At 69.3% G+C, this 13,991-nt stretch carries 13 protein-coding genes; 5 read left to right on the top strand and 8 right to left on the bottom strand.

Annotated features, from left to right (window positions below):
- Positions 1-600: a riboflavin synthase gene (locus AC5Y46_RS01095; protein ID WP_499944513.1), complete on the bottom strand. Its 600-nt coding sequence runs from the start codon at positions 598-600 to the stop codon at positions 1-3.
- 84 nt (positions 601-684) lie between these two features.
- On the opposite strand from AC5Y46_RS01095, the gene AC5Y46_RS01090 reads away from it, so the two are divergent.
- Positions 685-1,392, top strand: a complete 708-nt coding sequence (locus tag AC5Y46_RS01090; protein ID WP_499944512.1) for an LppX_LprAFG lipoprotein — start codon at positions 685-687, stop codon at positions 1,390-1,392.
- A gap of 13 nt (positions 1,393-1,405) precedes the next feature.
- Complete coding sequence (locus AC5Y46_RS01085) at positions 1,406-2,992, top strand: MFS transporter (RefSeq protein WP_499944602.1); 1,587 nt, start codon at positions 1,406-1,408, stop codon at positions 2,990-2,992.
- Here AC5Y46_RS01085 and ribD read toward each other — a convergent pair.
- From ribD to AC5Y46_RS01050, 7 genes are all read right to left on the bottom strand, one after another.
- A complete protein-coding gene (gene ribD / locus AC5Y46_RS01080; RefSeq protein ID WP_499944511.1) occupies positions 2,973-4,004 on the bottom strand; it encodes a bifunctional diaminohydroxyphosphoribosylaminopyrimidine deaminase/5-amino-6-(5-phosphoribosylamino)uracil reductase RibD in 1,032 nt (343 codons plus the stop codon). The genes AC5Y46_RS01085 and ribD overlap by 20 nt on opposite strands.
- Positions 4,001-4,699, bottom strand: a complete 699-nt coding sequence (gene rpe, locus AC5Y46_RS01075; RefSeq protein WP_499944510.1) for a ribulose-phosphate 3-epimerase — start codon at positions 4,697-4,699, stop codon at positions 4,001-4,003. The genes ribD and rpe overlap by 4 nt, the downstream gene beginning before the upstream one ends.
- Before the next feature lies 1 nt (position 4,700).
- Positions 4,701-6,125 (bottom strand): RsmB/NOP family class I SAM-dependent RNA methyltransferase, encoded by a 1,425-nt coding sequence (locus AC5Y46_RS01070; RefSeq protein ID WP_499944509.1) that lies wholly within the window; start codon positions 6,123-6,125, stop codon positions 4,701-4,703.
- Positions 6,122-7,057: a methionyl-tRNA formyltransferase gene (fmt, locus tag AC5Y46_RS01065; protein ID WP_499944508.1), complete on the bottom strand. Its 936-nt coding sequence runs from the start codon at positions 7,055-7,057 to the stop codon at positions 6,122-6,124. Before fmt ends, AC5Y46_RS01070 begins: the two co-directional genes overlap by 4 nt.
- Positions 7,058-7,093: 36 nt before the next feature.
- The gene (locus AC5Y46_RS01060) at positions 7,094-7,537 is read right to left on the bottom strand and encodes a MarR family winged helix-turn-helix transcriptional regulator (RefSeq protein ID WP_499944601.1); all 444 of its coding nucleotides are present in this window, start codon (positions 7,535-7,537) and stop codon (positions 7,094-7,096) included.
- A 142-nt stretch (positions 7,538-7,679) separates the two neighbouring features.
- A complete protein-coding gene (locus tag AC5Y46_RS01055) occupies positions 7,680-9,623 on the bottom strand; it encodes a primosomal protein N' (protein WP_499944600.1) in 1,944 nt (647 codons plus the stop codon).
- Positions 9,624-9,713: 90 nt separating this feature from the next.
- Positions 9,714-10,457, bottom strand: coding sequence for a lysoplasmalogenase (locus AC5Y46_RS01050; protein WP_499944599.1), 744 nt, complete (start codon positions 10,455-10,457; stop codon positions 9,714-9,716).
- Between AC5Y46_RS01050 and lipI the strand changes: the two genes are divergently transcribed.
- The 3 genes from lipI to AC5Y46_RS01035 all read left to right on the top strand — a co-directional run bounded on the left by lipI (position 10,456) and on the right by AC5Y46_RS01035 (position 13,991).
- Complete coding sequence (gene lipI, locus AC5Y46_RS01045) at positions 10,456-11,412, top strand: esterase LipI (protein ID WP_499944507.1); 957 nt, start codon at positions 10,456-10,458, stop codon at positions 11,410-11,412. The genes AC5Y46_RS01050 and lipI overlap by 2 nt on opposite strands.
- A gap of 24 nt (positions 11,413-11,436) precedes the next feature.
- Positions 11,437-12,402, top strand: a complete 966-nt coding sequence (locus AC5Y46_RS01040; RefSeq protein WP_499944506.1) for an alpha/beta hydrolase — start codon at positions 11,437-11,439, stop codon at positions 12,400-12,402.
- 104 nt (positions 12,403-12,506) lie between these two features.
- A complete protein-coding gene (locus AC5Y46_RS01035) occupies positions 12,507-13,991 on the top strand; it encodes a flavin-containing monooxygenase (protein WP_499944505.1) in 1,485 nt (494 codons plus the stop codon).

Raw genomic sequence — 13,991 nt, 5'->3', positions numbered from 1 at the left:
TCACTTCGCGATGAGCCGCTCGACGTATTTGGCGATGACGTCGACCTCGAGGTTCACCTGGGTTCCGACCGGGGCGGACCCCAACGTCGTCAGCTCTCGGGTGGTGGGAATCAGCGACACCTCGAACCAGTCGCGGGGTTGCGCACCGAGGCCCGACACGGTCAGCGAGATCCCGTCCACGGTGATCGAGCCCTTCTCCACGACATACCGGGCCACCGTCGCCGGCATCTCCACCCGCACCACTTCCCAGTGCTCAGAGGGCGTGCGGCCGACGATCACCCCGGTGCCGTCCACGTGTCCCTGCACGATGTGCCCGCCCAGCCTGCTGTTGACCGCGGCCGCGCGTTCCAGGTTCACCCGGCTGCCGGGCTGCAGCTCGCCCAGATTCGAACGGTTCAGCGTCTCGGCCATCACGTCGGCGCTGAACTGCCCGTCGGGCAGTACCTCGACCACCGTCAGGCACACCCCGTTGACGGCGATCGAGTCGCCGTGCCCGGCGTCGGAGGTGACAACCGGGCCGCGAATGGTCAGTCGCGCGGCGTCGGCCAGGACATCCCGGCCGGTCACCTCCCCGAGTTCCTCGACAATTCCGGTGAACATCGCACCAGGTTAATGACTGTGAGCCGGCACCCGCACCCGCCTGGCTCCCCGGGCAGCCGATCGTCACCCTCTACGATGCACGTTATGCAAACCCCCCGACGACTGTTAGCCGTCCTCGCCGTCCTGAGCGTCGCCGTCACGCTCGTCTCGGGGTGCACGATCAGCAAGAAACCCAAGGGCGGTCCCCTTCCCGACGCGAAAACACTGGTCAACCAGTCCGTCGAAGTCACCAAAGGCGTCAAGAGCGCGCACCTGGTCCTGACGGTGAACGGCAAAATCGCCGAACTCCCCCTCAAGACGCTCAGCGGCGATCTCACCACCACACCCACGACGGCCGGTAAGGGCAACGCGCGGATCATCGTCTTCGGCAACGAGGTCGAGGCCGATTTCGTGATCCTGGACGGCGAGCTGTACACCACCGCCTTGTCGCCGGGTCAATGGACCAACTTCGGCAAGATCGACGACCTCCTGCATTACGACCCGTCGGCGATTCTGAGCCCGGATACCGGCGTCGCCAACCTGCTGGCGAACCTCAGCGACCCCAAGGCCGAGGGCCGCGACTCGATCAACGGGCAGACCGCGGTCCGCATCAGCGGCAAGGTGAGCCCCGAGGCCGTGAACAAGCTCGCACCGCTGAACGCGAAAGAACCGATCCCGACGACAGTCTGGATTCAGGAGGCCGGTGAGCACCATCTGGCGCAGGTACTGCTCGACAAGGGCTCGGGCAACTCGGTCCAGATGACCCTGTCGAACTGGAACCAGACCGTCCAGGTCACGAAGCCGGGGAGCTGACCCGATGATGCAAATGCGTACGGGACGACGAGTAGCGATCAGCGCGGGCAGTCTCGCAGTTCTGCTGGGTGCCCTCGACACCTACGTCGTGGTGACGATCATGCGCGACATCATGAACAGCGTCGGCATCCCGGTGAACCAGCTGCAACGGATCACCTGGATCGTCACGCTCTATTTGCTGGGCTACATCGCCGCCATGCCGCTGTTGGGCCGGGCTTCGGACCGGTTCGGACGCAAGTTCGTCCTGCAATCCAGCCTGGCCCTGTTCATCGTGGGTTCGGTGGTGACCGCGCTGTCGGTGAAGCTCGGCAACTGGAATCCGGAGTTCGGCGACTACATGGTCAATCCCGATCCGAACCGCGCGTTCCACATCCTCATCGCCGGCCGCACCATTCAGGGCGTCGCCAGCGGCGCCTTGCTGCCGGTCACGTTGGCGCTGGGCGCCGACTTGTGGGCAGAGCGGAACCGGGCCGGGGTGCTCGGCGGTATCGGTGCCGCGCAGGAACTCGGCAGCGTGCTGGGTCCGCTGTACGGGATCTTCATCGTGTGGTTGTTCCATGACTGGCGCGACGTGTTCTGGGTCAACGTGCCGCTGACCCTGATCGCCATGCTGATGATCCATTTCAGCCTGCCGTCGCACGATCGCGATGCGAAACCCGAACGCATCGACGTGGTGGGTGGTCTGCTGCTTGCCCTGTCGCTCGGGCTTGCGGTGATCGGCCTGTACAACCCCACTCCCGACGGCAAGCAGGTGTTGCCCAGCTACGGATTACCGCTGGTGATCGGCGCGGTGGTGGCCGCGGCGTTGTTCTTCGTGTGGGAGCGCTTCGCGCGCACCCGGCTCATCGAGCCTGCCGGGGTGCACTTCCGGCCGTTCCTGTCCGCGCTGGGTTCGTCGGTCTGCGCCGGCGCGGCGCTGATGGTGACGCTGGTCAACGTGGAGCTGTTCGGCCAGGGCGTGCTGGGGAAGACCCAGAACGAAGCCGCGGCGATGCTGTTGTGGTTCCTGATCGCCCTGCCGGTCGGGGCGCTGCTCGGCGGGTGGGTTGCCACCAGGGTCGGTGACCGCATTGTCGTGTTCGTCGGGTTGCTGATCGCCGGTGGCGGCTATTGGCTGATCTCGTATTGGCGAGCCGACCTGGCGACGCGTCACCACGACATTCTGGGACTGGTCAGTGTGCCGTCGGTGCACAGCGACCTGCTGGTGGCCGGGTTCGGGTTGGGCCTGGTGATCGGGCCGCTGTCCTCGGCCGCGCTGCGGGTGGTGCCGGCGGCTCAGCACGGCATCGCCTCGGCGGCGGTGGTGGTGGCCCGGATGACGGGCATGTTGATCGGGGTGGCCGCGCTCAGCGCGTGGGGTCTCTACCGGTTCAACCAGATCCTGGCCGGCCTGCCGCGCGAAGCCGGGTCCTACCTGCAGGCGTTCGCGCTGATGTACGGCGACATCTTCAAGGTCACCGTGGTGATCTGTGTGGTCGGGGCGTTGTTGGGGTTGCTGATCAGCGGCCGCCAGGAGCAGGCCGAGGAGCCGCCGGCCGCGCCCGAGCGCAAGACACTCGAACCCGAAGAAGCCCCGGCGGCTACCGAGCTACCAGGCTGAGCAGCAGATCGGGCCCTACCTGCTCGACGCTGTCGAACTGCCAGCGCAGCGCCTGGGCCATGCTGGACACTCCCACGTCGTCGACCGCGGTCACCGGGCCGCCGAGCAGGATCGGCGCCACGTAGGCCAGGATGCGGTTGATCGCGCCGGCCCGCAGGAACGCCCCGGCCAGGGTGGGACCGCCTTCGAGCAGCACGTCGGTGCGGTCGGTCAGTGCCCGTAGCACCTCGACGGGCTCGCGGGTGCGGATCACCATGGTGCGGGAGTCGTCGTTGAGCACCTTGGCTTCCGGCGGTATCTCGCGTCGTCCCACCACCACGCGCAGCGGCTGCTGCGGGGCCAGCGAGCCGTCGGGCAGCCGCGCGGTCAGCGCCGGGTCGTCGGCGAGGACGGTGCCGGTGCCGACCACGATCGCGTCGGCGATCGCGCGGCGACGATGCAGGTCCGCGCGGGCGGCCTCGCTGGAGATCCATTGACTGGACCCGTCCGCTGCGGCGCTGCGGCCGTCGATACTGGTGGCGTACTTCCACGTCACGTGGGGCAGCCCGGTGCGCTGCTTGAACAGCCATTCCCGCAACGGGCCGGCCGCGACCGCGTCGGCCAGGACGCCGGAGCGCACCTGCAGCCCGGCCGCCGTCAGCCGCCCGGCGCCGCCGCCCGCGATGCCGTTCGGGTCGTCGACGGCGTAGATCACCGTGCTGACCCGCGCCTCGATCAGCGCGTTGACGCACGGCGGTGTTTTGCCGTAGTGGTTGCACGGCTCCATCGTGATCACCGCGATGCCGCCGGCGGCCAGACCGCCGGCCCGGCGCAGCGCCATGATCTCGGCGTGGTCGCCGCCGGCCGGCTGGGTGGCGCCGACCCCGACGACGCGGCCTTCCTGGTCGACGATGACGGCTCCGACCGGCGGGTTCGGATACGTCGTGCCCTTGACCTGGTAGGAGTGCTCGATGGCCAGCCGCATGGCCTCGTCGATGCTTTTGACCTGCTCGGGGAGGTTCGGGCCGGTCATCGGCCGCTCAGATGAGGTGACTTGGCCGCGGCCTGCCGGCGCAGCTTTTCGACCGCTTCGGCCGGGTCCTCGGCGCCGTACACCGACGATCCGGCGACGAAACAGTCCACGCCGGCTTCGGCGGCCTCCTCGATGGTGTCTTCGTTGATGCCGCCGTCGATCTCGACCAGGATCGTCAACTCCCCGGCGTCGATCAGTTTGCGGACCATGCGTACCTTGCTCAGCACCTCGGGGATGAAGCTCTGCCCGCCGAAGCCGGGTTCGACGGACATGATCAGCAGGGTGTCGAAGTGCGGCAGGATGTCCAGGTAGGGCTCGAGCGCGGTCTTGGGTTTGACGCTGATGCCGGCCTTGGCTCCCGCGGCCCGGATGTCGCGGGCCACGCCGATGGGGTTGTCGGTGGCCTCGGCGTGGAAGGTGACGTTGTAGGCGCCGGCCTCGGCGTACGGCGGGGCCCACTTGTCCGGGTTGTCGATCATCAGATGGCAATCCATCGGGATCTCGGTGGCGGCCAGCAGGCTTTCCACCACCGGCAGGCCGATCGTGAGGTTCGGCACGAAATGGTTGTCCATCACGTCGACGTGCAGCCAGTCGGCGCCGTCCACGGCGGCGGCTTCCTTGGCGAGTCGGGCGAAGTCGGCGGCCAGGATCGACGGCGCGATCAGCGGCCCCCCCGTAGCAGGCATGAGCGACACCTTACTGGCGGCGCAGAGCAGCCGCGAACATCGCGTCGGTGCCGTGTCGGTGTGGCCACAGCTGCACGTAGGGCCCCTCGCCCAACTCGACGGGCTCGAACAACGCTCGGGTATCCATGGCTTGCACCGGGTGGCGGCGCAGCGCGTCGGCGACCACGCCGACCGTCTCGGCCAGGTGCGGGGAGCAGGTGGCATACAGCACCACGCCACCGCGCCGGGTCAGCGCGATCGCGGCGGCCAGCAGCTCCCGTTGCAGCCGGGCCAGCGCCGGAACGTCGGACGGCTGTCGCCGCCAGCGGGCCTCCGGCCGTCGGCGCAAGGCGCCGAGTCCGGTGCAGGGCACGTCGACCAGCACCCGGTCGAAGCCCGGTTGCAGGCCGGATTCGCGCCCGTCGGCCCGCACCACCTCCACCGGCAACCCGTGGGTGTTCTCCGCCACCAGGTCCGCCCGGTGCGGGGCGGGCTCCACCGCCGTCACCGTGACCCCCGTCTGCGCGCCCAGTGCGGCCAGCAGTGCGGTCTTGCCACCGGGTCCGGCGCACAGATCCAGCCAGCGGCCGGCGTCGTCGTCGACCGGCGCCAGGGTCAGCGCCCGCGCCACCAACTGGCTGCCCTCGTCCTGAACCAGGGCCTGACCGTCGCGGACCGACGGCAGCGCCGCGGGGTCCCCGCCCGGCAGATACACCGCGTACGGCGAAAACCGGCCGACCGTGCCGTTGACCTGTGCGGCGAGTTCGTCGGCGGTCAGCACCCCGGGGCGGGCGGCCAGATGGACCAGCGGACGTTCGTCGTCGGCGGCCAGTACCGCCTCGAGTTCACCGGCGTCGGCGCCCAGCGCGTCGGTGAAGGCCTGGGCGATCCAGCGCGGGTGCGCGTGCACGAACGCGGCCCGGCCCACCGGGTCGTTGCGCGGGGCCAGTTCGTCGACCCAGGACTTCTCGTCGCGGTCAGCGATCTTACGTAGCACCGCGTTGACGAAACCTGCTCGCGCCGAGTCGAATTCGATTCCGGCTTGTTCGACGGTGGTGGATACCGCGGCGTGCGCGTCGACCCGGGTGCGCAGCAGTTGATAGCTGCCCAATCGGAGCAATTCCAGCAGCACCGAGTTGATCGTGTCGGGGGGCCGGCCGGCGGCGGCGGCGATGACGGCGTCGAGCAGTCCCCGGGTCCGGCAGGTGCCGTAGGTCAGTTCGGTGGCGAAGGCGGCGTCGCGGCCGGTGATACCGCGTTCGCGTAACAGGGCGGGCAACACCAGGTTCGCGTAGGCGTTGCGTTCGCTGACCGCCCGCAGCGCGTCGAAAGCGGCTTGTCGCGCCGGGTCCAGGGGTTTGCGCCGGGGTCTGGGCGGCCGGCGCGAAGACGGTTGCGGCCGTTGGGGATTGCGGTCCGGTCGCTTCCGGTGCGGTTTGTCCTGGGCCGGGCTCATGAGGCCGTGACCGTGTCGTCGAGCCGCGCGCCACGCGCCCACGCCGCCGCATCCATCGGTTTCTTGCCCGGCGGCTGAATCTGGTTCAGCCGCACCGGTTCCGATGCCGTCCCGATCCAGACGGCCTTGCGGTCGACGTGAATCTTCCCGGGCTGCAGCAACTTCGGGGCTGTCGCCGGGTCGAGCTGCACCGGACCGAGTTTCACCCGCAGGTCGCCGATCAGGGTCCAGGCACCGGGATGTGGCGTCACCGCGCGGATGCGCCGTTCGATCACCGGCGCCGGCAGATCCCAGCGGACCCGGGCTTGTTCTACGCTGATCTTCGGCGCCAGGCTGACCCCGTCGGCCGGCTGCGGTTGCGGCGTCAGCGACCCGTCGGCGATACCGTCCAGGGTCGCCGACAGCAGCGCCGCCCCCGAAACCGCAAGTCGCGCAAGCAGATCGCCGGCGGTGTCGGTCGGGCGGATGGTTTCGGTGACGACGCCGTACACCGGTCCGGAGTCCAGACTCGGCTCGATCTGGAACGTGGTGGCCCCGGTGATGGTGTCCCCGGCGGCGATCGCCGCCTGTACCGGGGCGGCACCCCGCCAGGCCGGCAGCAGCGAGAAGTGCAGGTTGACCCAGCCGCGCGACGGCACCGCCAGCAGCCCGTCTTTCAGCAGTGCCCCGTACGCCACCACGGCGCAGCATTGCGGCGCCAGCTCCGACAGTTCGGCGACGAACTCGGCGGAGTTGGGTTGCGAGGGTCGCAGCACCGGAATGCCCCGATCGAGCGCCTCACGGGCGACCGGCGACGGCTCGGGCCTGCCCCGTCGCCCGGAGGCCGCATCCGGGCGGGTCAGCACGGCGACCACGTCGTGCTGGGGTGAGTCGATGAGCCGACGCAACGAGGGCAGCGCGGGTTCGGGGGTGCCGGCGAAGACGAGGCGCACCGGGTCAGTCTAGAAAGGGCCGACCCGACCGCCGCGCTAGATGCCTTCGATGTCGATGTGGGCGTCGGGTTCGCCGCCGGCAGCGGTGAAGGCCGTCAGCGCACGGACCAGGCCGTGCCGTTCCGCGGGCGGCATCTGCTCGACGATGCGCGCGATCTCCTTGCGCCGGTACGCGGTCACCTGGCGAACGACGTCCCGACCACGTTTGGTCAGCGCGGCGAGCAACTCCCGGCGCGAGGTCGGATGCGGCAGGCGATCGATCATCCCGGCACCGACCAGGCGGTCCACCATCCGGCCGGTTGCCGAGGGCTGCACGCCCAACAGCGTGGCCAGCGTGGCCAGGTTCACCGGGCCGCGGTGGGACAGGATCACCAGCGTGCGGAACTGCGCAATGGTGATGGTCTCGTCGACCTGCGCGATGGAACGTGCCGAGATCGCCACGAGCAAACGGGAGGCGGTCAGCAGCGAATCGGTGATCATGTCCAGCGATTCATCGACCACTGTCGAGTTTTCCGAAGTCACCGAATCCCCTTCCCCACACTCGACTACGGCAAAGAAAGCGTCGCAACTTCCTACCAGCGTAGGCATTCATTGTTTCCTATGTACACATTTTCGCGCAAGGCTATCCGATGTGCAGGGGATCGATCTGCACGCGGACGGGGTCGTGGGTCTGGCGGGCGCTGAGCACACCGAGCGCACCGCGCAGCGCCGCCGCCAGCGCGAGTCCGTGCTCACGCGGAACGCGCACCAACATCCGCGTGACGGGCGCGCCGGCGGCAGTCCCCGCCGGGCGACGCACGCCTGCCGGTAGGTCCACCGGTCCCAGCACTTCCGCGTAGCCGGGCAGTCTCGCCTCGGCGAGCAGAGCGGCCACCCCGTCGGCACTGCCGTCCAGTGCGGCGATGTGCACACAGGGCGGCAGCCCTACTTCGTTGCGGGCCGCGAATTCGGCGTCGGCGTGCCCAACCGGATCCCAGCGGATCAGCGATTGCACTGTCGGAAGGGAGGATTCGGCGACCACGGTCACCAGGCCGCCCATCGACCGGGCGCGCACCAGCGCGGCGGCGCTCATCCATCGCCACATTGCCTCCTCGGCCGCGCGCAGGTCCTGACGGCCGAGCAGCGCCCAGGTATCCAGCAGCAGTGCGGCCCCGTAACCGCCCGGTGCGCGCGGTTCGGCACCGGGAGTGGCGACGACCAGCGCTGGTTGGGCGGGCACCTCCGCCACGATGGCCTCCCCCGCCGACGTGATGACCGCCGTACCCGGAAACGCCCGCCCGAGTTCCTCGGCGGTGCGGCGGGCCCCGACGACCACCGCCCGCACCGCGTCCGATCCGCACCGCGCGCACCGCGGCGCCAGGTCGACCCGGGCGCACCATCGGCAGGTGGTGCCCGCACCCCGTTCCAGCAGCGATAACGGGCCCGTGCAGTGCCGGCAGCGGGCGATCGCCCGGCAGCGTCCACACGCCAGTGACGGCACATACCCCCGGCGGGGCACCTGAACCAGCACGGGCGCTCCGGCGGCCAGTGACGACCGGGCGGCGCGCAGCGCGATGGACGGCAGCCGCGCGGTGCGCGCCGCCGGGTCGCGTTCGTCGAGGAAGCCGCTGTCGTCGAGGGCAACCACGCGCGGTGTGCGGGCCCGCACCACCGGCCGGGACGCGACGATGTCGTGTGCCCAGCCACTGCGCACCAGTGCATGCGCTTCGGCGGTCCGGGAGTAACCACCGATCAACGCCGCGCAGCGGGCCTGATGGGCGCGCAGCATCGCCACTTCCCGGGCGTGCGGATAGGGCGCCCGCGGCTCGGCCAGGCTGTCGTCGGAGTCGGCCCACACCATGACCAGACCCAGGTCGGCCGTCGGTGCGAACACCGCGCTGCGGGTGCCGAGCACTACCCGCGCGGCGCCTCGCAGTGCCGCCAGCCACCTGCGGTAACGCGCGGCGGGTCCCAGCCCGGCCGACAACGCCACCACGCTGTTCTCCTCGACACGGGCGATGACCGCCTGCCACAGCGCATCCAAATCGCGTTGATCAGGCACGATCGCCAGGACGCTGCGGCCGGCTGCGACCGTCTGGGCCGCCGCCTCGGCAAACCGGTCGGCCCACGACTCCCCCGGCAGCACCTGCCACACCGCGCGGGCGGCGCGGGACTCGGCCAGCGCGGCCAGGAACTGGCCGCCGCGGCCATAGACGTCCCAACCCGACGCGTCGACCGGCGCGACCACCGGCCGTGACGGGGTTCCGGCGCCCTCTTTCTCCACCCTGGCGTGCCGGGCCGGTATCGCCAGTCGCAGCACGTCAGGCCGGGTGCCGGCGTAGCGCGCGGCGACCGCTTCGACCAGCCGCCGGACCTCGGGCGTCAGCACCGGTTCGGGCGATACGACGCGATCGATCCAGCCGAGTCTGCCCTGGTGATCGGTGTCGTTGCGGCGTTCCAGGACGAACCCGTCGACCAGGCGGCCGTGGAATCGCACCCGCACCCGCACGCCCGGCTGCGCGTCGTCGGACTGCTCGGGTGACACCAGATAGTCGAAATCGCGATCCAGGTGTGGCACCGTCAGCATCGGCAGCACCCGCGCGATCGGCTCCACCTCGGCAGGCGCAGAACTGCGAGATGCGTTGCTGGCCAAGATATCTCTCGCCGAGGTTGTTGATCAGTTCTCGACGGGCGCGTCGGTAACCGGGGCGTCCGCCAGGTCGTCGCGACCGAAGAAGAAACCGGCCGTGATCAGGATCTCCGCGGCCGCATAGGACCACCAGATCGGCACCGCCAGGGCCTCGTTGCCCAGAATGAACCGGCCGATCGCGATCATCGAATCCGACGCCGCGAAGCACACCGCCCCTACCGCCGTCCAGATGGTGGGCAGGCGCGCCAACAATGCCGTGCACACCATCGCGGTCAGCACGGTGATGTAGACCGCGACCGGGATGGTCAGGTTCTGCGTGCCCTCGTCCAGATGCGGCCAGAACCAGATCAGCATCGACACCGATGCCAGCACCATCACCGCGGCGGCCGCCATGCGCGCCCGCGTCGGTGCGACGTGCGGCCACAGCGCGCCCAGAAAGCATATGTGCGCCAACAGGAATGAGCCCAGGCCCAGCACGAACGAAAGCCCCCACCAGGGGATCGACAACAGCCAGTCACCAGCGGCGGAGAACACCAGGGCGGGCACCAGCCAGCGCCGCTCGCGGACCACCGGATGCCCGAGCGCCGCGACGGCCAACAACACGGCCATCGATGCTTTGAACGCCGGCTGGAACGTCCAGTGTCCGGTCAGTTCGCTACCGGGCGCCAGTCGCAGCGCGATCACCGTCAGGTAGATGCCGTAGGCGATACCGGCCCACCCCGCCGCCACCCAGCCGCCGAGCACCAGACGGGCTGCGTACGGTACATCCATGCCCAACTTGGACAACGCCGCCGACGCGAAACCCGGTGTGGACTCCATCCTGCTGAAGGTACTGGATGCCGTTCCCTTTCGGCTATCAACCGAGGACGGAATCGACGCGGTGCGACAGCGGCTGCGTGACCTGCCCCGCCGGGCGCTGCACCCCGAACTGCGCGTCGAGGACCGGACGATCGACGGACCCGGCGGCCCCATAGACATCCGGATCTATTGGCCGCCAGATAATTCCGAGAACGCTCCAGTGGTGCTGTTCTTCCACGGCGGCGGCTTCGTGATGGGCGACCTGGACACGCACGACGGCACGGCACGCCAGCATGCCGTCGGCGCGGGCGCGATGGTGGTGTCCGTCGCCTACCGGTTGGCACCCGAGCATCCCTACCCCGCAGCCATCGAGGACGCTTGGGCCGCAACACGATGGGTCGTCGAACACGGCGCGGAACTGGGCGCCGACACCGGTCGAGTCGCACTCGCCGGCGATTCGGCGGGCGGCACCATCGCGGCCGCCGTTGCCCAACGGGCCCGCGACGAGGGTGGACCACCGATCGCGTTTCAACTGCTGTGGTACCCGTCCACGATGTGGGACAACTCGCTGCCGTCGTTCACCGAGAATGCCGAAGCGCAGATCCTGGATACGAAGGCGATTTCGGACTTCTCCCGTTGGTATGCAGGCGATGTCGACATGTCCAACCCGCCGTCGGGCATGGCTCCGGGCCGGGCGCAGAACCTGTCCGGCCTGCCGGACGCCTACATCGCCGTCGCCGGCCACGACCCGCTGCGCGACGACGGCATCCGCTACGGCGAGCTGCTGGCCGACGCCGGCGTCGGGGTCGAGGTACACAACGCCGAGACGATGGTGCACGGCTATCTCGGCTACGCCGGCGTGGTGCCCGCCGCCACCGCCGCGATGGACCGCGGGTTGACCGCACTGTGCGCAGCGCTGCACGGATAGCCCGGGAGTTTGTACCGTCAAGGTATGACCGAGCCGCCGACGCAACCTGTCGACCCGATGCTGAAGATGCTGCTCGACGCCATCCCGATGACGTTCCGCGCGGCCGACGGGGTGCAGGTTGCCCGCGCGCAGATGGCGGCGCTGAAGGTCCCCCCGGAGCTGCTGCCTCAGCTTCGGATCGAGGAACGCACGATCGGTTACGGCGAGCTGACCGATATCCCGGTTCGGATCTACCGGCCGCCCACCGCAGCCCGGCGCGACCTGCCGGTGGTCGTGTTCTACCACGGCGGTGGCTGGGCACTGGGCGATCTGGACACCCACGACCACGTCGCGCGCGCCCACGCCGTCGGCGCGGAGGCCATCGTGGTGTCGGTGGACTACCGGCTGGCTCCCGAGCATCCGTTTCCCGCCGCGATCGACGACTCCTGGGCGGCGCTGCGCTGGGTGGCCGAGAATGCCCCTGAGCTGGGCGGCGACCCGAACCGGATCGCGGTGGCCGGCGACTCCGCCGGCGGCAACATCTCGGCGGTGATGGCCCAGCGCGCCCGCGACAACGCCCATCGAGGCGGCCCGACGCTGGTCTACCAGCTGTTGTGGTACCCGTCGTGCATCGGTGACCGGACGCTGCCGTCGTTCATCGAGTACGCCGACGACCCGATCCTGGACAGCGAAGTCATGGATGCGTTCCTGAGCTGGTACGTCCCGCATCTCGACCTCGCCGATCACACCGCGCTGCCGCCCGAACTGGCCCCCGGAAACGGCGAATTGTCCGGCCTGCCACCGGCTTTCATCGGCACCGCCCAGCATGACCCGCTGCGCGACGACGGAGCCCGCTACGCGGAACTACTCGCCGCCGCCGGGGTCGCGGTCGAGTTGTGCAACGAACCGTCCATGGTGCACGGCTACGCCAGCTTCGCCCCGGTGGTGCCCGCCGCGGCCGAGGCGACCAGTCGTGGGGTGGCGGCGCTGAAGCAGGCGCTGTATTCCTGACCGGCTTCGATAGCCGCTTTCCGGGCGCGCACGGATAGGCGCGGTTTCGCGGGCCGTAGGCTGAACCGGAAAGCCGAGAACCCGTCATCGGAGGAAATTTCGCCATGGTTGGCGCACCCGACTACCACACCGTCATCGTCGGCGCCGGTTTCTCCGGCATCGGCGCGGCCATCAAGCTCGACGAGGCGGGACTGTCGGACTATCTGATCATCGAAGCCGCCGACGGGGTCGGCGGCACCTGGTACTGGAACACCTATCCCGGTATCGCGGTGGACATTCCGTCGTTCTCCTACCAGTTCTCGTTCGAGCAGAGTCCGGACTGGTCACGCACCTATGCGCCCGGCCGGGAACTCAAGGCCTACGCCGACCACTGCGCCGACAAGTACGGCATCAGGTCCCGAATCCGGTTCAACACCAAGGTGATCTCCGCGGAGTTCGACGACGAGCGGGACCTGTGGCGGCTGCAGACGGATCCGGGCGGTGAGATCACCGCCCGGTTCGTGATCGGGGCCAGCGGCGTGCTGACGGTGCCCAAGCTGCCCGACATCGACGGCGTGGACTCCTTCGACGGCATCACCATGCACACCGCGCGCTGGGACCACACGCAGGACTTGACCGGCAAGCGCGTCGCCATCATCGGCACCGGCGCCTCGGCCGTGCAGATCATCCCCGAGATCGCACCGATCGTCAGCCAGCTCACCGTGTTTCAGCGCACCCCCATCTGGTGCTTCCCGAAGCTCGACGTGCCGCTGCCCGCGCCGGTCAAGTGGGCGATGCGGGTTCCCGGCGGCAAGGTGGTGCAGCGGGCGCTGAGTCAGGCCTACGTCGAAGCCACCTTCCCCATCGCCGCGCACTATTTCAAGGTCTTCCCGATGGCCCGGTGGATGGCCGCGGCGGGACGAAGTTATCTGCGCCAGCAGGTCCGCGACCCGGCGGTGCGGGACCAACTGACCCCGCGCTATGCCGTCGGTTGCAAGCGCCCCGGATTTCACAACACCTATCTGGCCACCTTCAACCGCGACAACGTGCGACTGGTCACCGATCCGATCAGCAAGATCACCCCGTCCGCGGTGGTCACGGCCGACGGCACCAGCCACGAAATCGACGTGCTGATCCTGGCCACCGGCTTCAAGGTGCTCGACACCGACGACGTGCTGACCTTCGCGGTCACCGGCGCCGGCGGTCAGTCCCTGAGCCGGTTCTGGGACGAGCACCGCACGCAGGCCTACGAAGGCGTCAGCATTCCGGGGTTCCCCAACTTCTTTGCCGTGTTCGGCCCGTACGGCTACGTCGGATCGTCCTACTTCGCGCTGATCGAGACCCAGACCCACCACATCCTGCGGTGCCTGAAACGCGCGCAGCGCGACGGCGCGACGCGGGTGGCGGTGACCCCGGAAGCCAACGACCGGTATTTCGCCGAGATGATGCGCCGGCGCTACCGGCAAGTTTTCTGGCAGGACAGTTGCCGACTGGCCAACAGCTACTACTTCGACAAGAACGGCGACGTGCCGTTGCGGCCCACGACCACCGTCGAAGCGTATTGGCGGAGTAGGCGTTTCGATCTGGACGACTACGAGTTCACGGCCTGA

The organism is Mycobacterium sp. NGS59 (assembly GCF_059812345.1).
Note: the sequence above shows the minus strand (reverse complement) of the source record. Positions and strands in the feature narration are given on the sequence as shown.